Origin of the sequence: Sandaracinus amylolyticus, assembly GCF_000737325.1 — a bacterium.
Taxonomy (GTDB): Bacteria; Myxococcota_A; Polyangia; order Polyangiales; family Sandaracinaceae; genus Sandaracinus; species Sandaracinus amylolyticus.
Map to the genome: position 1 here is coordinate 7,595,279 of NZ_CP011125.1, position 19,115 is coordinate 7,614,393.

The following is a 19,115-nucleotide window of genomic DNA, read 5'->3' on the forward strand; positions in this document are numbered from 1 at the left end:
CGCGGAAGGCTTCGTGCGCTCGGTTTCCGGACGATGTCGCGCGCGTTGAAAGCCGCGTCGGCGCACGCGCTCACGCGCGAATGAACACGAATGTTACTCGATGGAAACCGACTACCGCCCACGACGACGGGAGTCCAGCGTGGACGTCCTCGATGTCGTGATTGGCACTCACTCGGTTTCGCTCGGATTTCCGGCAGTTCTCGCGCTGCGTCGTCGAGTGTGAGAACGCGCGAATGAACACGTCGGAAACGCAGCCGAAAACTGACCATCAGAAGTTTCGGTCCATGCGTGCACTGGAGCGGACGGGCTCACGCGAGCGGCTGGTCGTGATCGGCAATGGAATGGCGGGCATCCGCTGCCTCGACGCGCTGCTCGAGCGCGCGCCCGGGCGCTTCGATGTGACCGTCTTCTCCGCGGAGGAGCGGACCAACTACGACCGCATCCAACTCTCGGGCGTGCTGCTCGGTGAGAAGGGCTGGGACGACGTCGTGCTCAACGACGACGCCTGGTACGCGGAGCGCGGGATCACGCTGCACCTCGGCGCGAAGGTCGCGCGCATCGATCGCGAGCGGCGCGTCGTCGTCAGCGAGAACGGCATCGAGGCGCCCTACGACAAGGTCCTCTACGCGACCGGCTCGCGCGCGTTCGTGCTGCCGGTGCCGGGGCGCGATCTCGACGGCGTCTACGTGTTCCGCACGTACGAGGACTGCGACGCGATGATCGAGCGCGCGAAGACCGCGACGCGCGCAGCGGTGATCGGCGGCGGTCTGCTCGGGCTCGAAGCGGCGCGCGGGCTCGCGGCGCACGGGCTCGAGGTCACGGTCGTGCACCTCGTGTCGACGCTGATGGAGCGCCAGCTCGATGCGGCGGGCGGCGAGTACCTGCGCCGCGCGATCGAGCAGCAGGGCGTGCACGTCGCGCTCGGCAAGAAGACCGAGGAGATCCTCGCCGACGAAGACGGCCGCGTGCGCGGGCTGCGCTTCGCCGACGGCTCGACGCTCGACGCCGAGATCGTGGTGATGGCCGCGGGGATCGTGCCCAACGCGGAGCTGGCGAAGAGCGCGGGCATCGAGTGCCGCCGCGGCGTGATCGTCGACGACTTCCTGCGCACGTCGGATCCCGACGTCTACGCGGTCGGCGAGTGCGTGGAGCATCGGGGCCTCTGCTACGGGCTCGTCGCGCCGCTCTACGAGATGGGCCGCGTCGCGGCCGCGCACCTCGCGGGCGAGACGACGGCTGCGTACGAGGGCTCGGTCGTCTCGACGAAGCTCAAGGTGTCGGGCGTCGACGTGTTCTCGGCGGGCGATCCGTTCGGCGACGGAGCGTGCGAGATCTTGCGCGCCGAGGACTCGAGCGCCGGCGTGTACAAGAAGGTGCTCTTCCGCGACGGCAAGGCGGTCGGCGCGGTGCTGGTCGGCGACGCGACGCTCTCGGGCTCGCTCGACGCGCTGGTGAAGGGCGGGACGGCGGTCGAGGGACCGCGCGCCGCGATCCTGTTCCCGGAGCTCGCGAGCGCGGGCGGCGCGTCGGCCTCGCCCGATGCGGCGGTCGCAGCGCTGCCCGAGAGCGCGACGATCTGCGCGTGCAACGGCGTCGCGAAGGGCGCGGTGCTCTGTGCGATCCGCGAGCAGGGCCTGACGACGCGCAAGGAGGTCGCGGCGTGCACCAACGCGTCGCGCTCGTGCGGCGGATGCGGGCCGCAGGTCGAGTCGCTGCTGCGCCTGGTGCACGGCGACTCGGTGACCGCGAAGCCGACCAAGAAGACGCTCTGCGACTGCACGTCGCTCTCGCGCGAAGAGGTGATCGCCGCGATCCACGAGCAGCACCTCACGTCGGTGCGCGAGACGATGAGCGTGCTCGGCTGGGCCGGCGACGGATGCGCGACGTGCCGCCCCGCGATCAACTACTACCTGACCGTCGCGTGGCCCGGTGAGAACGAGGACGATCCGCGCTCGCGCTTCGTGAACGAGCGCGTCCACGCGAACATCCAGCGCGACGGAACGTACTCGGTCGTGCCGCGCATGTACGGCGGCGTGACGACGCCCGACGAGCTCATGCGCATCGCGCAGGTCGCGAAGCGCTTCCACGTGCCGACGGTGAAGGTCACGGGCGGTCAGCGCATCGACCTCCTCGGCGTGAAGAAGGAGGACCTCCCCGCGGTCTGGAAGGCGCTCGACATGCCGTCGGGCTTCGCCTACGCGAAGGGCGTCCGCACCGTGAAGACCTGCGTCGGCTCGACGTGGTGTCGCTTCGGGACGCGCGACTCGATGGGCTTCGGCATCCGCGTCGAGCGCACGTTCGAGAACCTGTGGACGCCCGCCAAGGTGAAGATGGCGGTCAATGCGTGCCCGCGGAATTGCGCCGAATCGCTGGTCAAAGACGTCGGCCTGATCGCGGGCGAGACCGAGTGGGAGATCTACGTCGGCGGCAACGGCGGCATCAAGGTGCGCACCGCCGAGCTGCTCGCGAAGGTCGAGAGCGACGACGAGGCGATGGACCTGATCGCCGCGTTCCTGCAGCACTACCGCGAGGACGCGACCTACGGGGAGCGCACCGCGCACTGGGTCGAGCGCGTCGGCATCGAGGCGATCCGCAAGGCGGTCGTCGACGATCTCGAGAACCGCGCGGCGCTGGTCGATCGCATGGAGGAGGCGCTCGAAGCGCGCGTCGAGCCGTGGCGCGAGCGCGTGACGAAGCTGGAGTCGGGCGACGAGGAGATGGAGCGCGAGTTCGCGCCGCTCCGCTTGAAGCTGAAGGTGGTCGCATGAGCATCGAGACGAGCATGGACGAGCGTCGCTGGGTGCGCGCCTGCGCGGTGGGCGAGATCCCCGCAGGGGGCGGACGGCAGGTGACGATCGACGGAGTCGAGATCGCGGTGTTCCGCACGAGCGCGGGCAAGATCTTCGCGGTCGTCGATCGCTGCCCGCACAAGGGCGGCGTGCTGAGCGAGGGAATCGTCGCGGGAGAGCGCGTCGTGTGCCCGATGCACGGCTGGCAGATCGAGCTGCAGAGCGGCTCTGCGGTCGCGCCGGACAAGGGCTGTGTGTCGAAGTTCCCGGTCGACGTCCGCGGGGAGCACGTCTATCTCGACGTGACGCCGAGCGACTCGAGCGTGGTGCCCGAAGGCGCGCTCACGTCACGCCGGCCGATCGTGTGCGATCACGAGGCTCCGCTGCTCGAGGTGACGCGCGCGTCGGAGCGCGTCGTCGCGCTGAGCGCCGACGATCTGCGCGCGCGCTACGCGGTGCGTGACGTGCCGACCTACGTCACGACGATGATGTTCGGGTTCTCGAGGCCCGTGCAGTGGAGCGGCGTACGCCTCTGCGACGTGCTCGAGGACGTCGGAGGCGACGCGCTCGGCGCGACGGTGACGCTCCATGCCGGAGGCACCGAGCGCGCGCTCTCGCGACGCCACGCGATCGATCCGCGCACGATGCTGGTGTTCGAGATGAACGGCGCGCCGCTCGCGCCCGAGCACGGCGGACCGCTGCGCCTCGTCGCGCCGTTCCTCGCGGGGCACGAGAGCGTGAAGCGGCTCGCGCGCATCGAGCTCTGCGGAGCAGCGATCTCCGAGCCCGTCCTCTCCGCACCGGTGGCACGCAAAGAGAGCGCGTGATGTCGCGCCGGCTCAGCGTCGTCACCGTGCCGTCGGAGACGCGCACACACTGCCCGTACTGCGCGTTCCAGTGCGGGATGGTGATCACGTCCGGCAAGGACGTGGCGACGACGGTGCGCGCCGATCCGGACTTCCCGGTGAACCGCGGACAGATGTGCATCAAGGGGTTCACGTCCGCCGCGCTCCTCGATCACGCGGAGCGCATCACGACGCCGCTGGTGCGCAATGCGCAGGGTCGCCTCGAGCCGGCGAGCTGGGACGACGCGCTCTCGCGCGTGATCGACGGTATCCGTCGAATCCAGGAGACGCACGGAAACGACGCGGTCGCGGCGTTCGGGAGTGGCGCGCTCACGAACGAGAAGGCGTATCTCCTCGGGAAATTCGTGCGCGTCGCGCTGCGATCATCGCAGATCGACTACAACGGTCGATATTGCATGGCGTCGGGCGCGGCGGGACAGAACCGCGCGTTCGGCATCGATCGCGGGCTGCCTTTTCCGGTCAGCGACATCGCGCGGACTCGCACGCTCGTGCTCTGGGGATCGAACGCGGCCGACACGCTGCCTCCGCTGATGCAGTGGATCACGGCGCAGCGCGAGGGCGGTGAGTCGATCGTCGTCGACCCGCGGCGCACCGAGACGGCGCGTGGCGCGACGCTGCACCTCCAGCTCACGCCGGGCTCCGATCTCGCGCTCGCGAACGGCTTGCTCCACCTGGCGATCGAACAGGGCCTCATCGATCGCGAGTACATCGACGCGCGCACCGTCGGGTTCGACGACGTGCGCCGCAAGGTGCTCGAATTCCCGCCCTCGCGCGTCGAGCGCATCACCGGCGTGTCGGCGAGCGACATGCAGCGCGCGATCGATCTGATCGCGAAGAGCGAGAGCGCGATGCTGCTGTCGGGGCGCGGGCCCGAGCAGCAGTCGAAGGGCGCGGACACCGTCTCTGCGCTCTGCAATCTGATGCTCGCCCTCGGCAAGGTGGGAAAGCCGTACAGCGGATATGGCACGCTCACCGGACAAGGAAATGGTCAGGGCGGGCGCGAGCACGGACAAAAAGCGGATCAGCTCCCCGGATATCGACTGATCGAGCGCGAGAGTGATCGCGAGGCCGTCGCTGCGGTCTGGGGCGTCGCGCCGGAGACCCTGCCGCGCAAGGGACGCAGCGCGTACGAGCTGCTCGACGCGATGGGCAGGAAGGGCAGCGACGGAGTCCACGGACTGCTCGTGTTCGGCTCGAACGTGGCGGTCGCGTCGCCGAGCTCGACGTCGATCGAGAAGAAGCTCGCGCAGCTCGAGCTGCTCGTCGTCGCGGACGCGTTCCTCAACGAGACGTCGGCGCACGCGCACGTGGTGCTCCCGGTGACCCAGTGGGCCGAGGAGACGGGCACCACGACGAATTTCGAAGGACGCGTGATCTTGCGGCGCAAGATGCGCGACGCGCCGGCGGGGCCGCGCTCCGATCTCGCGATCCTGTGCGACCTCGCGGAGCGGCTCGGCGCGGGCGACAAGTTCACGACCTCGGCGCCCGAAGCGGTGTTCGAGGAGCTCGGCCGCGCGACGCGCGGCGCGATGGCGGACTACAGCGGGATCACGCACGCGCGGATCGACCGCGAACAGGGCGTGTTCTGGCCCTGCCCCGACGCGAGCCATCCCGGCACTCCGCGCCTCTTCGCCGAACGATTCCATCACTCCGACGGAAAGGCACGCTTCGTCGCGGTCGATCATCGCGCGGCCGGTGAAGAGCCGGACTCGACCTATCCGCTCTGGTTCACGACCGGCCGCTACAAAGAGCACTACAACTCCGGCGCTCAGACTCGACGCGTCGGAGAGCTCGTCGACGCGCAGCCCGAGCCGCGCGTGCAGGTGCACCCGTGGCTCGCGAGCAGACTCGGGATCGGCGACGGCGAGCGCCTGCTCGTCGAGAGCCGTCGCGGGAGCGTCGTGTTCCGCATCGCGCTGAGCCCGGACGTGCGCCCCGACACGCTGTTCGCGCCCTTCCACTGGGGCGGGCGACACGCGGCGAACGTGCTCACGAATCCCGCGCTCGATCCCACGAGCCGAATGCCGGAGTTCAAGGTCTGCGCGGTGCGCGCGCGCATCGATGGTGGCTCCTCCCATCTGCGAGTGGTCCGTTGACTGAAGGGCGAGACGTGAAGAGCAAGAAGAAGCAACTCGCGATCATCGGCAACGGCATGGCGGCGAGCCGGCTGCTCGACGATCTCGTCGCGCGCGACGCCACCGATCGCTACGACATCACCGTGTTCGGCGAAGAGCCCGGTGGTGCGTACAACCGCGTGCTCCTCGGGCGCGTGCTCTCGGGCGAGGAGCCCGATGCCATCGTGATGAAGACGCCGCGCTGGTACGAGGATCGTGGCGTGCGTCTGGTCTCGACCGCGACGGTGACGAAGCTCGACACCGCGAGCCGTCGCCTGCAGCTGAAGAACGGCGACGAGCACCCGTACGACGTCGCGGTGATGGCGACGGGGAGCGTGCCGCTCGTGCCGCCGCTCGCGGGCGTGTTCGGGCTGGGCGGCGAGCTCAAGAAGGGCGCGTTCGTGTACCGGACGCTCGACGACTGCGCGCGCATCCGCGCGCACGTCCGGCCGGGCGACAACGCGGTGGTGCTCGGCGGCGGTCTGCTCGGGCTCGAGGCTGCGAAGGTGCTCTGCGACGCGGGGCTCCACGTGACCGTCGTGCACCTCGCGCAGGGGCTGATGGAGACGCAGCTCGATCACGTGGGTGGTCAGATGCTGCGCAAGCAGATCGAGCGCACCGGGATCTTCGTGCGCGCGGGGCGCACCGCCGAGGCGGTGCTCGGCGAGCACGCGGTCGAGGGCATCGTGCTCGACGACGGACAGCGGCTCGCGGCGGAGACGATCGTGATCGCGTGCGGCGTGCGGCCGCGCCGCGAGGTCGCGGTCGCGTCGGGGATCCCGGTGAACCGCGGCATCCTCGTGAACGACGCGCTGATGACCGAGGTGCCCGGCGTCTACGCGGTGGGCGAGTGCGCCGAGCATCGCGGCATGACGTACGGCATCGTCGCGCCGGTGCTCGAGCAGGCGACGGTGCTCGCGAGCATCCTCTCGGGGCGCGATCCCACTGCGCGGTATCGCGGCTCGAAGATCTACGCGCGCCTGAAGGTCGCGGGCGTCGAGGTCGCGTCGATGGGGATCCGCGAGCCCGAGCTCGAGAGCGACGACGTCATCCAGGTGCTCGAGGAGCGCAAGGACGCGTATCGCAAGCTCGTGGTCCGGAACGGCCAGCTCGTGGGCGCGATGCTCGTGGGCAACACGAAGATCGCCGCGCAGCTGGTGCAGCTCTTCGATCGCGGCGACTCGCTGCCCGAAGATCCGCTCGAGGCGCTCTCGTCGACGTGCGCGGCGGGCGGAGCGCGATCGGCGGATCGCGTGCTGTGCAACTGTCACCGCGTGCCGCTGAGCACGGTGATGGCGGCGATCGACGGCGGCGCGGCGACGGTGGAGGGCGTCGCCGAGATCACGCAGGCCGGCACCGGCTGCGGCTCGTGCAAGAGCGAGATCGCGCAGCTCTGCACGCTGCGCGCACGACCCGCAGCCGTCGGGGAGTGAGTCCCTGCCGGAGTGCTCGTTCGTCGGTCCCGGACGGGAGCGCGCGACGCGCGCGGACGGGAGGGACCGGCGGGCGAGCCGATGGATGAGTCCCTGCCGGAGTGCTCGTTCGTCGGTCCCGGACGGGAGCGCGCGACGCGCGCGGACGGGAGGGACCGGCGGGCGAGCCGATGCATGAGTCCCTGCCGGAGTGCTCGTTCGCCGGTTCCGGACGGGAGCGCGCGACGCGCGCGGACGGGAGGGACCGGCGGGCGAGCCGATGGATGAGTCCCTGCCGGAGTGCTCGTCCGCCGGTTCCGGACGGCGGGCGAGCCGATTCTTCGTCCAGAGAGGATTCACCCGCCCGGGAACGTGACGGTGAGGCCGCCCTCGCTGCCGCGCTCGCAGGTGCCGCTCTCGGGCAGGCAGTCGCACGACGAGCACGACGCGGGCAGCGCGCGGCACGCGTAGTCGTCGGGGAAGCCGCCGACGTCGGAGCGGACGCGCTCGCAGTACTCGAATTCGACGGCGCAGCGCAGCTCGGGGCCGCACTCGAACGGCGTGCACGGCGGCGGACGCGGGTGCGCCTCGAGGCGCATCCACTGGCCCGACTCGCAGCGGAGGATGTTGCAGAAGCCGCACGAGTCGGTGCAGCGACCGCAGCTGCGACCCTCTTCGGCGCAGGGAGTCCCTTCGGCTGCTCCGGGCTCGCTCGGGCACTCACCGGACACGCCGGCGTCGAGCGCGCACGACCAGCCGGTCGGCGTGCACGTGCAGCTCGTCGACGGCGGACGCCCGCTGCACCAACACTCGACCTCGTCGGAGCGGCGCCACGTCGCAGGGCACTGCCACTCCGTTCCGACGCAGTCGGGCACGCGCTGCACGTCGCCGCACACGTGACCATCCGCCTGCACGCACCAGAACGGCGGCGCGATCGGACCAACGTCGCGCGCACAGCCGAGGTCGTGCCCGCCGTCGCGGCGACCTCCATCGACGTCCGGTGGATCGACCGGCCCTCGATCGTGCGAGGCGGAGCATCCGGCGGCGACGAGGAGCGCGAAGAGCGGCACGAGCTGGCGCATGAGAGACCCCCACGCACATCGTCGCAACGTTCGGGCCAGATCACGAGCGTTTCGGCGCGATCTGCGCGAACGCGATCAGATCGTCCGCGATCGTGCGCACCGCGACGCGCGCCGCCGCGTCGTACGGATCCATCATCGGATCGATGCCGTTCGCCGCGCGCGTGATCGCGAGGACGCGCTCGGCTGCACGCGCTCGCGCATCGGACGCGTCGGGTGCCTCGGCGAGCTCCGCGAGCGCGTCCGCGAGGTCACGGAGCCGCGGCGCGAGACGACGCCGCTCGTCGAGCGTGACCGAGGGCAGCATCCTCGCGAGCATCAAGCAGCTCGCGCCGAGCATGTCGAGGCGCTCCGCATCCTCGCGCGCCGTCGCGAGCCGGCCCCGGCGCAAGAACCGCCAGATCGGTGAGTGTCGTGCTGTCGCGTCGCTCGCGGCGCTCGCCTCCTCGAGCTCCGCCAGCCGCATCCTCACCGAGTGCAGCGCGTCGAGCGCGCGCTGCAGCAGGCGAGGGCGATCCGCCGCGCGCTCGAACGCGTCGGCGGTGAGCGCGAGCCCGATCGACATCTCGTGCAGCGTCGTCGACTCGACGCGCCGCAGGAGGCGCACCGGCTCGGGCGAGAAGAGGAACTGACTGAACACGAGCGCGACGCCCGCGCCGATCAGCGCATCTTCGAGGTGGTTCGAGCCGACGTCGCTCCGTGCCGCGACCACCGTGAGGATCGCGCCGCTCGCGGACTGCCCGATCGCCGCGCGTGCACCGACGAGCATCGTCGCGATCGCCATCGCCGCGAACGTCGCGAGCGTGAGCGTTCCGTAGCCACCACCGACGATGTGGAACGCGGCAGTCCCGACGAGGATCCCGATCACGATGCCGATGACGACGCGAAACGCGTTCACCCCGCGATGACCGAGCGGCGCGTTGAGCGCGACCACCGCCGCGATCGGCGCGAAGAAGGGCTCCGCGTGATCGGCGACGAGCGAGGCGAGGAACCACGCCGTCGTCGCGGCGAGCGTCTTCGGCACGAGCAGCGGCATCTCGCTCACGAGCCGATGCCACGCGCGCGAAGCAGCGCCGGATGCGCGCATCTCGAGCTCGTGCGCCGCGGCGCGCAGCATGCCGTGTACTCCTGCCCGGTCGCTCATCACGCGATCCAATAGCCGCGACGTGCGCTCGTCGCGTGGCACGCGCCGCGCATCCTTCGCGCGTCATGGCGAGAGTCGCGACCATCACCGTGCCCGCCCAGTCCTCGACCCGCGTCGGACGCGACGAGTCGATCCCGCGCTGGAGCCGCCGCGCGCGCATGACGCTCGGCGTGATCACGCTCGGGTCGGTCGCGATCTTCGTGATCACCGCGCTCGCCGAGGTGCTCGTGATGATCCTGGCGCCGAACGTCGCGCGCGAGCGCCCCGGCCAGACGCTCCACTTCGTGCTGCTTTTCGCAGCGATCGCGGACTACATGCTGTCGCTCTTCTACATCTGGTTCGCGGCGCAGAACCCGCGCATCGACCACCGCGTCGCGTGGATCGCGGGGTTCATCCTGGCGCCCTGGGTCGCGCAGCCGATGTACTGGTACGCGCACGTGCTGAACGCGCCGTACGTCGGCGATCCCACCCGCGACCACCCGGTGCCGGCAAGCACCGCGAGCACTCCCGCCTGAGGCGCGCGATCACTCCACGCCGGCGACGCCGTAGAAACGGAGCGCGTTGTCGTGGAACAGCGCGCGACGCTCGTCCCGGGTGCGAGCCGACGTGAGCTGCGCGAACGCATCGAAGAGCGTCGCCCAGGGCGCGCTCACCTTGTCCATCGGGAAGTTCGACGCGAAAAAGCAGCGCTCGACGCCGAACACCCGCAGCGCGTGCTCGACGTGCGGGCCGAGCAGGTCCGCGAGCTCCGACGCGCTCGGCGGGGTCGCGCGCGTGTGCAGCCCGAAGCCGACGATCGGCATCGTCAGCCCGCTGATCTTCGCGTGCACGTGACGGTGCTGCGCGAGACGCGCGAGATCCTCGTGCCACGCCGCCGCGACGCGCGCGCCGTCCGGCCCGCCGAGCCCGATGGGCGTGCCGAGGTGATCGAGCACCACGCGCGTGCCCGGCACGTCGCGAACGAGCGCCTCGAGCTCGCGCAGCTGCGGTGCGTACATCCACGCGTCGAACGTCAGCCCGCGCTCGCCGAGCCGCGCGTAGCCGTGACGCCACGCAGGATCGCGCATGCGATCGGCCGACTTCGCCCACGTCGCGATCTTCGGATCGTGCGAGTACGCGAGCTTGTCGCGCACCCCGACGACGCGCGTGCTCGCCGAGCGATGCGCTTGCAAGAGCGCGTCGAGCCGCGGATGCGCGAGGTCCGCGTTCCCGACGATCGCGCGCAGCTCGGATCCGCAGAGCGCCTCGAGCCAGCGTGTCTCGTCGGCGTAGCGCATCGGATCGCGCGCTCGCCAGCTCGCCTCGACGTGCACGAAGCCGCGCACGTCCTCGCTCGCGTGATCGAGCCGCAGGTGGCCGGGCAGGAAGCTCGAGAGCACGTGCTCGGTGCGACCGACGAAGTCGAGATCGCGCTGCGGGAAGAGGCGCGATCCCACGCCGTGGAGCACACGATCCGAGAACCCGAGGAGCTTCACCGCGGGCGAGACGATTCGCGGGGTCGTGCGCGGATCCCAGAGGTGCACGTGCGCGTCGAGGACGGGAACGTCGAGGCTCATCTCGGGTCCCTCAGCGCACGTAGCGCACGTCGTCGATCAGGAGCGCGAACGTCGGCGACCCCTCGCTGTCCATCGTGATCGCGGAGAGCGTCGGCTGATCGCAGCCCGCGAGGTCGATCGACACCTCGCTCCACTCGGGCCCGACGTCGAACACCTGACGCAGGCAGCGCGTGCCCTCGTGGCTCGGCGCGACGCCGATGCGCGCAGCGCCCGAGCGCGTGCGCACCCGCGCCTCGATGCGCGAGAACGTGTCGCGCGAGAACGCCTGCCCGTAGCGCAGGTGAAAGCCGCTCGAGGGCGCGAAGCGCGCGACCTCGACGCACGATCCCGAGTCGCACCCGTTCATCGTCTCGCCGAAGAAGCCACCCTCGGCCTCCCCCCACGGATCGATCAGCCAGCGCACCTGATCGATGCCGCCCCATCCGTCGACGTACACGTCGCCGGGCGGGACGAAGTCGCACGAGCCGCCCATCGGCGGCATGCGATCCTCGAACTGCACACCGAGATCCCACGTGCTGCGACGCTCGGGATGACCGGGCACGATCGTCTCGGAGACGAGCACCTCGCCCTGCGCGCTGGTGATGCGGAACTGCACGCCCTGCCCGCCGCGATCGACCTGACGTCCGTCGCCGATCACTTCCCAGCCGCCCGCGCTGCGGCGCAGCGGCGTCCACTCGTTCGGCTCCATCACGCCGTCGCCGATGCCGCGGAACTCGGCGGTGCGGATCGGCACGCGGTGGTTCACGAAGGCCACGCGCATGTACGTGACGTTCTCGTCGTTGACGTAGAGGTGCACGCTGCCGCTGACCGGGCACGGCACGCGTCGCGCCTGACCCTCGTCGAGGAAGCCCGCGCGCAGCGCGCTCGACACCGCGGGCGCGACGTCGAGGTGGAAGTGCGCCCCCGCGCAGAGCGGGTTGCCCTCGATCGGGCAGAGGTTCGTGATCATCACGACGCGCGTGTCGGTCACGCTGTCGATCTCCCAGCACTCGCCGCACGCCTCGCCGGGATCGCCGCGGTACGAGCTGCCGTTCCACGGCTCCGCGATCGCCGCGTGGAAGCCCTCGCGCACGAACGCGGGGAGCATCGGCAGGTTCGTCGGGTACTCGCACCAACCGCCCTCGCCCGCCGTCTCGTAGGTCGTGAGCCGCACGCTGCCGCACGACTCGCTCGGCGCGCCGGCATCGATGCGTGGACCCCCGGTGCCGGCGTCCCCGTCGTCGGCACCGCCGCCGCAACCCGCGAGCGCGAGCGATGAGATCAACACGCCCAGGAACGTCCCCCTCGTCGTGCGCATGCGCGGCGTGGATAGCACGGATGTCCGTGTGCGCGCGCGATGCGTGCCGTTTCCGGCGCGTTTCCGTAGGGAAAAATGGGAGATCACGAAGCTTGGCCGAAACATCGCGGCGCTAACGTGACCTCTTCACGCCACGATGCGCGTCGACCTCGAGCGAAGGGACACGGAGAACGACACGCCGCCGCCCGACGGCGCGACGACGACGACGAGAGGCGCGGGGTGGTGGCACGAAGTCGCGCGCGAGGTCCTGGCTCGATGCGACGCGCTCGGCGCGATCACCGAGCAGCCGGGGATCGTATTGCGACGCAGCCTCACGCGCGCGCATGCGGACGCGAACGCGCTCGTCGCGTCGTGGATGCGCGAGGCAGGCCTCGCGGTGCGCGTCGACGCGCTCGGGAACGTGATCGGGCGGCGCGAGGGACCGACGCGCGACGCGCGCACGCTGATGATCGGATCGCACCTCGACACGGTGCGCGACGCGGGGAAGTACGACGGACCGCTCGGTGTGCTCGCGGGCATCGTGATCGCGCGCGCGCTGCGCGACGAGGCGCTGCCCTTCGCGCTCGAGGTCGTCGGCTTCAGCGACGAAGAGGGCGTGCGCTTCGGGCGACCCTTCCTCGGCAGTCGCGCGATCGCGGGGAGCTTCGCGCTCGAGGATCTCGCGCTGCGCGACGCCGACGGGACCACGCTGGGCGACGCGATCCGCGCGTTCACCGCGCACGACGGATCGATCGAGGACGAGATCGCGCGCGCGGCGATCGATCCGCGCAGCGTGCGCGCGTTCCTCGAGATCCACATCGAGCAGGGCCCGGTGCTCGAGAGCGTCGACGCGCCGCTCGGGGTCGTCACCGGCATCGCGGGGCAGACGTGGCAGACGCTGCGGCTCGAGGGTCGCGCGGGTCACGCCGGGACGACGCCGCTCGCGCTGCGACGCGACGCGCTCGCGGGCGCGGCGGAGATCGCGCTGATGGTCGAGGCGCACGCCCACGCGACGCCCGGGCTCGTCGCGACCGTCGGTCGCATCGACGCGCACCCGGGCGGGCACAACGTGATCGCGGGCAGCGCGACGATGCAGCTCGACGTGCGCGCGGTCGACGGCGCCGTGCTCGATCGCGCGCTCGACGAGATCCACGCACGCGCCGAGTCGATCGCGTCGCGGCGATCGTTGCGCCTCGCGCGCGAGATGCGGCTGCGCCAAGCGCCGGTGATCTGCGACGCGACGCTGCGCGAGCTGCTCGCGCGCTCGATCGCGGACGCGGGCCTACCCGTGTTCTCGTTGCCCAGCGGAGCCGGCCACGACGCGCGCATCCTCGCCGCGATCGCGCCGGTCGCGATGCTCTTCGTGAGGAGCCCCGACGGGCTCAGCCACCACCCCGACGAGCGAGCGCACGAGGGCGACGTCGCCCGCGCGCTCGAGGTCGGATGCGCGTGGGTGCGCGCGATCGCCGACGGTGATCGCGCCACTGCGCGCACGACCGAAGGAGGATCTCGATGAACGGTGCCCAGTCCCGCACGCGCGTCGCGCGCGATCACGCGCTGATCACGCCCGAGAGCCACGTGCCCGCGTCGATCCCCGGATGGACCGAGGCGCGCGCGATCACGATCTTCGCGCCGGTGATGGGCGCGGGGTTCGTTCAGTCGCTCGTCACGATGAGCGCGGGCGCGACGTCCGCGGTGCCGCTCCCGGGCGTGGAGCGATTCCTCTTCGTGCTCGAGGGCAGCCTCCGCTTCGAGGCCGAGGCGCGCACCACGACGCTCGAGGGCGGCGGCTACGCGTTCGTCCCTGCGGGCACGCCACACACGATCACGAGCGCGACCGGCGCGACGTTCTTCATGCTCGAGAAGCGGTACGTGCCGCTCGCGGGCGCATCGGCGCGGCTGATCGTCTCGCGCGAGCAGGACGTGCCCGCGGTGCCGTTCCTCGGCGATCCGAGCGCTCTGCTGCGCACGCTGCTGCCCGACGAGCCCGGGTTCGATATGGCGATGAACACGTTCGTGTTCCAGCCCGGCGCGTCGCTGCCGATGGTCGAGAGCCACGTGATGGAGCACGGGCTCGTCTTCCTCGAAGGCGGCGGCGTCTATCGGCTCGGCGACGCGTGGTACCCGGTGCAGGCGGGCGACGCGATCTGGATGGCGCCCTACCTGCCGCAGTGGTTCGGCTGCATCGGCAAGGGCCCCGCGCGTTATCTCTACTACAAGGACGTCAACCGCGACCCGATGCTGGAGCCGCGGCGATGATCGCGCTCGATCTCGCGCGGCTCGCGGACGAGGTCGACGCGCAGCTCGCGGAGCTCGCGACGTTCAGCGCAGCGCCCGCCCCGGCGGTCGAGCGCGTGCTCTACACGAAGACCGATCTCGAGGGTCGTGCCTACGTGCGATCGCTCGCCGAGCGCGCCGGATTGAAGACGCGCGTCGATCCGATCGGCAACACGTTCTTCCGCCTCGAGGGCGCGGATCGCGACGCGCCGGCGATCGCGACCGGCTCGCACGTCGATGCGATTCCCAACGCGGGTCGATTCGACGGAACGGTCGGCGTGATCGGCGGCATCGCAGCGCTGCGCGCGATCCGCGAGGCCAGCATCGTGCCGGCGCGCTCGCTCGAGGTGATCGCGTTCACGAGCGAGGAGCCGACGCGCTTCGGGCTCGGCTGCATCGGCAGCCGGCTGATGAGCGGCGCGATCACGCCGGATCTGGTGCGCGCGCTGCGCGACGCGGAGGGGCGCGCGTTCGAGGACGTGCGGCGCGACGCAGGCTTCGAGGGCGCGCTCGAGCAGGTGCGCTTGCCGGAGGGTCGCTACGCCGCGTTCGTCGAGCTGCACGTCGAGCAGGGCCCGGTGCTCGAGGCCGAGCGCATCCCGATCGGCGTGGTCACCGCGATCGCGGCGCCCGCGTCGTACGCGCTCGAAGTGCGCGGGGTCGGAGGTCACGCCGGAGCGGTGCTGATGCCCGCGCGTCGCGACGCCATGACCGCGGCCGCCGAGATCGTGCTCGCGGTCGAGCACGCCGCGAAGAGCACGAAGAGCGCCGACACGGTGGGCACGGTCGGCGTGGTCCGCGTCCATCCGGGCGCGATCAACAGCATCCCCTCGCGCGTGCACCTCGAGATCGATCTGCGCGACACCGATCTCGCGTCGCGACGCGACGCGTTCGCGATGATCGAGGACGCGATCGCGCGCGTGCAGCGCGAGCGCGGCGTCGAGATCGTGCTGCGCACGATCAACGAAGATCCACCGGCGATCTCCGCGCCCGCGATCCTCGATACGATCGAGGCATCGTCGCGCGCCCTCGATCTGCGCACGCGGCGCATGCCGAGCCGCGCGTACCACGACGCGCTCTTCATGGCGCGCATCGCGCCCACCGCGATGATCTTCGTGCCGTCGGTGGCGGGCGTGAGCCATCGCCCCGACGAGCTCACGCATCCCGAGGACGTCGCGCGCGGCGTCGCGGTCCTCGCAGGAACGATGCTGCGCCTCGCCGCTGCGGAGGTCCTTCATGGCTGACGCTGCACGTCGTCTCGATCTCGCGCCGAGCGCGCCCGGCGATGCAGGGCTTCGCGCGCTCGAGGCGCGCATCGCGCGCGACCTCGCGATCCTCGACTACCCGAAGCGCGCGTGGGTCCCGCCGCGACGCACCCGCGCCGGCACGCCGATCCTCGACGTACTCGTCGTCGGCGGCGGACAAGGCGGGCTCGCGACCGCGTTCGCGCTGCGCCGCGAGCGCGTCGAGAACGTGCTGGTCGTCGACGCCGCGCCCGCGGGGCGCGAGGGACCGTGGCTGCGCTTCGCGCGGATGGACACACTTCGGACTCCGAAGCACGTGCTCGGGCCCGAGCTCGGGATCCCGAGCCTGTCCGCGCAGGCCTGGTACGAGGCGCAGCACGGCGACGGCTCGTGGGACGCGCTGGGCTTCGTGCCGCGCGAGACGTGGGCGCGCTACCTCGCGTGGTATCGCCAGATGCTGCACCTGCCGGTGCGCAACGACGCGCGCGTGGGCCCGATCCGCTGGGACGACGAGAGCGCGTGCTTCGCGGTGCCGATCACGTCGCGCGGGATCGTCGAGCTCGTGCACGCGCGCAAGATCGTGCTCGCGACCGGCATCGAGGGATCGGGGCAGTGGTGGGTCCCCGACATGATCCGGCTCGGGCTGCCGCGCGCGCGATGGGCCCACACCAGCGAGGACGTCGACTTCGCGTCGCTGCGCGGCAAGCGCATCGCCGTGCTCGGCGCGGGCGCATCGGCGTTCGACAACGCAGCGGTCGCGCTCGAGGAGGGCGCGGCCTCGGTCGACCTCTACTTCCGGCGCGAGTCGCTGGTGCGCGTGAACGTGTATCGCTGGGCCGAATTCGTCGGCTTCCTCCGGCACCACGCGGATCTCACCGATGCCGAGAAGTGGCGCTTCATCCATCGCTTCTGGAGCGCCGGGCAGCTCCCGCCGAAGGCGACCTACGAGCGCGCGACGCGTCACCCTCACTTCGCGCTGCGTGGTGGCGCGCCGTGGACCGCGGTGCGCGAGCAGGACGGCGTGGTGAAGGTCGTCACGCCGAAGGGCACGCACGAGCACGACTTCGTCATCGTCGGCACTGGCTTCCGCACCGACCTCGCGCAGCGCCCCGAGCTCCGCGAGATCGAAGCGCACGTCGCGCGCTGGTCGGATCGCTTCGAGCCGCCGCGCGGCGAGCACGTCGACGAGCTGCTGCGGCACCCGTACCTCGGACCGAGCTTCGAGCTCACCGAGCGCACGCCGGGCGAGGCGCCGTGGCTGCGCGGCATCTTCAACTTCAGCTTCGGCTGCCTGCTCAGCAACGGGCTCGGCGGCGCGAGCATCTCGGGCATGAAGTACGGCATCGATCGGCTGGTGTCGGGCATCACGCGCCAGCTCTACGTCGAGGACGCGCAGGCCCACCTCGCGGCGCTCGAGGCCTACGACGTCGCGGACTTCTGAGAGGACCATGCGCGCGCTGCGAAGCCGACGAGTGGTCACGCCACAGGGAGAGCGCGCCGCGACGGTCATCGTCGACGGCGAGCGCATCACCGCGATCGAGCCCTACGAGCTCGCGATCGACGCCGCGCAGGTGGAAGATCTCGGCGCGCTCGCGCTGCTCCCCGGGCTCGTCGACACCCACGTGCACCTCAACGAGCCGGGGCGCACCGAGTGGGAGGGCTTCGCGAGCGCGACCGCGGCGGCGGCCGCCGGAGGCGTCACGACGCTCGTCGACATGCCGCTCAACTGCGTCCCCGCGACGACCAGCGTGCACGCGCTGCGCACGAAGCACCGTGCCGCGCAGGGCAAGCTCCACGTCGACTGCGGGTTCTACGGCGGCGTGGTGCCCGGCAACGCCGACGCGCTCGAGCCGCTGATCGACGCAGGCGTGCTCGGGTTCAAGGCGTTCCTGATCGACTCCGGTGTCGACGAGCTGCCGCGCGCGAGCGCGGGCGATCTGCGCGCTGCCCTTCCCCGCCTCGCGCGCCGCGGCGTGCCGCTGCTCGCGCACTGCGAGCTCGAGGGCGACGCGCCGGAGATCGACGATCCGCGCTCCTACGCGCAGTACGTGCGATCGCGGCCCCGCGCGTGGGAAGAAGCGGCGATCGACATGCTGATCGCGCTCGCCGAGGAGAGCGGCGCGCGCGTGCACGTCGTCCATCTCGCGGATGCCGACGCGCTCGGCGCGATCGCGTCCGCGAAGGCGCGCGGGACCGCGATCACCGCGGAGACGTGCCCGCACTACCTCGGCTTCGCGGCCGAGGAGATCCCCGACGGCGATCCGCGCTTCAAGTGCGCGCCGCCGATCCGCGAGCGCGACTGTCGCGAAGGGCTCTGGCGCGGCCTCAAAGAAGGCGTCGTCGACCTCGTGGTGTCCGATCACTCTCCGTGCACGCCTGCGCTCAAGCGCATGCGCGAGGGCGATCTCGCGCGCGCGTGGGGCGGCATCGCGGGGCTGCAGCTCGGGCTGTGCGCGACCTACACCGAGGCGATCGCGCGCGGCGCGACGCTCGCGGACGTGGTGCGCTGGATGGCGGAGACGCCGGCGCGCTTCGTCGGGCTGTCACGCAAAGGTCGCATCGAGGTCGGGATGGACGCCGACCTCGTCGCGTTCGATCCGAGCGCGTCGTTCAAGGTGGAGCGGCGCGCGATCCTTCATCGTCACGACCTCACGCCGTGGGAGGGCCGCGCGATGCGCGGGCGGGTCGTCGCGACGTGGCTGCGCGGAGAGCGCGTGTACGACGCGCGCGTGGCCGAGTGGTCCTTCTCGAGGGTGCGGGGGCAGGTGGTGACGAGCGGATGACGACCGGACACGGCATCGCGGAGCTCCTGAGCTCGCTGGAACCGAATGCAGCACGACGCGCGCTGGTGCGGTGCTGCGCATCGTCTCGATGGGTCGAGGCGATGGTGCGCGCGCGGCCGTTCGTCGACGACGCGGCGGTGTACGCGGCGGCGGAGCGCATCTGGGGCGCGCTCGATGCGCCCGACTGGCTCGAGGCGTTCGCGGCGCACCCGCGCATCGGCGAGGATCGCGAGCGGCTGCGCGCGCGCTTCGCGGAGGCGGCGTGGTCGTCGAAGGAGCAGGCCGGCGTGGCATCGGCCTCGGAGGCGACGCTCGCGGCGCTCGCCGCGGGCAATCGCGACTACGCGGCGCGCTTCGGGCACGTGTTCCTGGTGTGCGCGACGGGCAAGAGCGCGGCGGAGATGCTCGCAGCGCTGCGGGCGCGCCTGACGAACGATCCCGCGACCGAGCTGCGCGTCGCCGCCTCCGAGCAGATGAAGATCACGAAGCTGCGGCTCGCGAAGCTCGTCGACGAGCGCGCCGCGGTGGGCGACGTCGGGCGCTGACGGCATGATCGTGCGCTCATACCGGAGACA

At 71.3% G+C, this 19,115-nt stretch carries 15 protein-coding genes; 11 read left to right on the forward strand and 4 right to left on the reverse strand.

All coding sequences use genetic code 11. The features are described from left to right. Positions 1-284: 284 nt before the first annotated feature. Genes nirB through DB32_RS32065 form a run of 4 tightly spaced genes read left to right on the forward strand, consistent with a single transcriptional unit; the run spans position 285 to position 7,202 of the window. Positions 285-2,768, forward strand: a complete 2,484-nt coding sequence (gene nirB, locus DB32_RS32050; protein ID WP_053236453.1) for a nitrite reductase large subunit NirB — start codon at positions 285-287, stop codon at positions 2,766-2,768. Further along, entirely contained in the window at positions 2,765-3,616 is an 852-nt protein-coding gene (gene nirD, locus DB32_RS48675) for a nitrite reductase small subunit NirD (RefSeq protein WP_075097678.1), read from the forward strand. Before nirB ends, nirD begins: the two co-directional genes overlap by 4 nt. Beyond that, positions 3,616-5,751 (forward strand): molybdopterin oxidoreductase family protein, encoded by a 2,136-nt coding sequence (locus DB32_RS32060; protein WP_053236454.1) that lies wholly within the window; start codon positions 3,616-3,618, stop codon positions 5,749-5,751. Before nirD ends, DB32_RS32060 begins: the two co-directional genes overlap by 1 nt. A gap of 14 nt (positions 5,752-5,765) precedes the next feature. Further along, positions 5,766-7,202, forward strand: coding sequence for an FAD-dependent oxidoreductase (locus DB32_RS32065; RefSeq protein WP_240481274.1), 1,437 nt, complete (start codon positions 5,766-5,768; stop codon positions 7,200-7,202). 335 nt (positions 7,203-7,537) lie between these two features. Here DB32_RS32065 and DB32_RS32070 read toward each other — a convergent pair whose 3' ends face one another. Both DB32_RS32070 and DB32_RS32075 read right to left on the reverse strand, forming a co-directional pair. Next, positions 7,538-8,263: a hypothetical protein gene (locus tag DB32_RS32070; protein ID WP_053236455.1), complete on the reverse strand. Its 726-nt coding sequence runs from the start codon at positions 8,261-8,263 to the stop codon at positions 7,538-7,540. A 40-nt stretch (positions 8,264-8,303) separates the two neighbouring features. Then, entirely contained in the window at positions 8,304-9,404 is a 1,101-nt protein-coding gene (locus DB32_RS32075; protein ID WP_157069629.1) for an FUSC family protein, read from the reverse strand. Positions 9,405-9,469: 65 nt separating this feature from the next. Between DB32_RS32075 and DB32_RS32080 the strand changes: the two genes are divergently transcribed. Continuing rightward, on the forward strand, positions 9,470-9,919 hold the full coding sequence (locus tag DB32_RS32080) for a hypothetical protein (protein ID WP_053236457.1): 450 nt from the start codon (positions 9,470-9,472) through the stop codon (positions 9,917-9,919). 9 nt (positions 9,920-9,928) lie between these two features. On the opposite strand, the gene DB32_RS32085 is transcribed toward DB32_RS32080, so the two are convergent. Both DB32_RS32085 and DB32_RS32090 read right to left on the reverse strand, forming a co-directional pair. Continuing rightward, entirely contained in the window at positions 9,929-10,960 is a 1,032-nt protein-coding gene (locus DB32_RS32085) for an amidohydrolase family protein (protein ID WP_053236458.1), read from the reverse strand. A gap of 10 nt (positions 10,961-10,970) precedes the next feature. Further along, the gene (locus DB32_RS32090) at positions 10,971-12,257 is read right to left on the reverse strand and encodes a hypothetical protein (RefSeq protein WP_053236459.1); all 1,287 of its coding nucleotides are present in this window, start codon (positions 12,255-12,257) and stop codon (positions 10,971-10,973) included. 136 nt (positions 12,258-12,393) lie between these two features. Here DB32_RS32090 and DB32_RS32095 point away from each other — a divergent pair, with 136 nt between their 5' ends. Genes DB32_RS32095 through uraD form a run of 6 tightly spaced genes read left to right on the forward strand, consistent with a single transcriptional unit; the run spans position 12,394 to position 19,085 of the window. After that, positions 12,394-13,752, forward strand: a complete 1,359-nt coding sequence (locus DB32_RS32095) for an allantoate amidohydrolase (protein ID WP_053236460.1) — start codon at positions 12,394-12,396, stop codon at positions 13,750-13,752. Beyond that, positions 13,749-14,495 (forward strand): (S)-ureidoglycine aminohydrolase, encoded by a 747-nt coding sequence (gene allE / locus DB32_RS32100; RefSeq protein ID WP_053236461.1) that lies wholly within the window; start codon positions 13,749-13,751, stop codon positions 14,493-14,495. Before DB32_RS32095 ends, allE begins: the two co-directional genes overlap by 4 nt. After that, positions 14,408-15,757 (forward strand): M20 family metallo-hydrolase, encoded by a 1,350-nt coding sequence (locus DB32_RS32105; protein WP_205627097.1) that lies wholly within the window; start codon positions 14,408-14,410, stop codon positions 15,755-15,757. The genes allE and DB32_RS32105 overlap by 88 nt, the downstream gene beginning before the upstream one ends. Continuing rightward, a complete protein-coding gene (locus tag DB32_RS32110; RefSeq protein ID WP_053236463.1) occupies positions 15,750-17,198 on the forward strand; it encodes an NAD(P)-binding domain-containing protein in 1,449 nt (482 codons plus the stop codon). Before DB32_RS32105 ends, DB32_RS32110 begins: the two co-directional genes overlap by 8 nt. 7 nt (positions 17,199-17,205) lie before the next feature. Further along, positions 17,206-18,540 (forward strand): allantoinase AllB, encoded by a 1,335-nt coding sequence (gene allB / locus DB32_RS32115; RefSeq protein ID WP_053236464.1) that lies wholly within the window; start codon positions 17,206-17,208, stop codon positions 18,538-18,540. Continuing rightward, a complete protein-coding gene (gene uraD, locus DB32_RS32120; protein WP_053236465.1) occupies positions 18,537-19,085 on the forward strand; it encodes a 2-oxo-4-hydroxy-4-carboxy-5-ureidoimidazoline decarboxylase in 549 nt (182 codons plus the stop codon). Before allB ends, uraD begins: the two co-directional genes overlap by 4 nt. Positions 19,086-19,115: the final 30 nt, after the last annotated feature.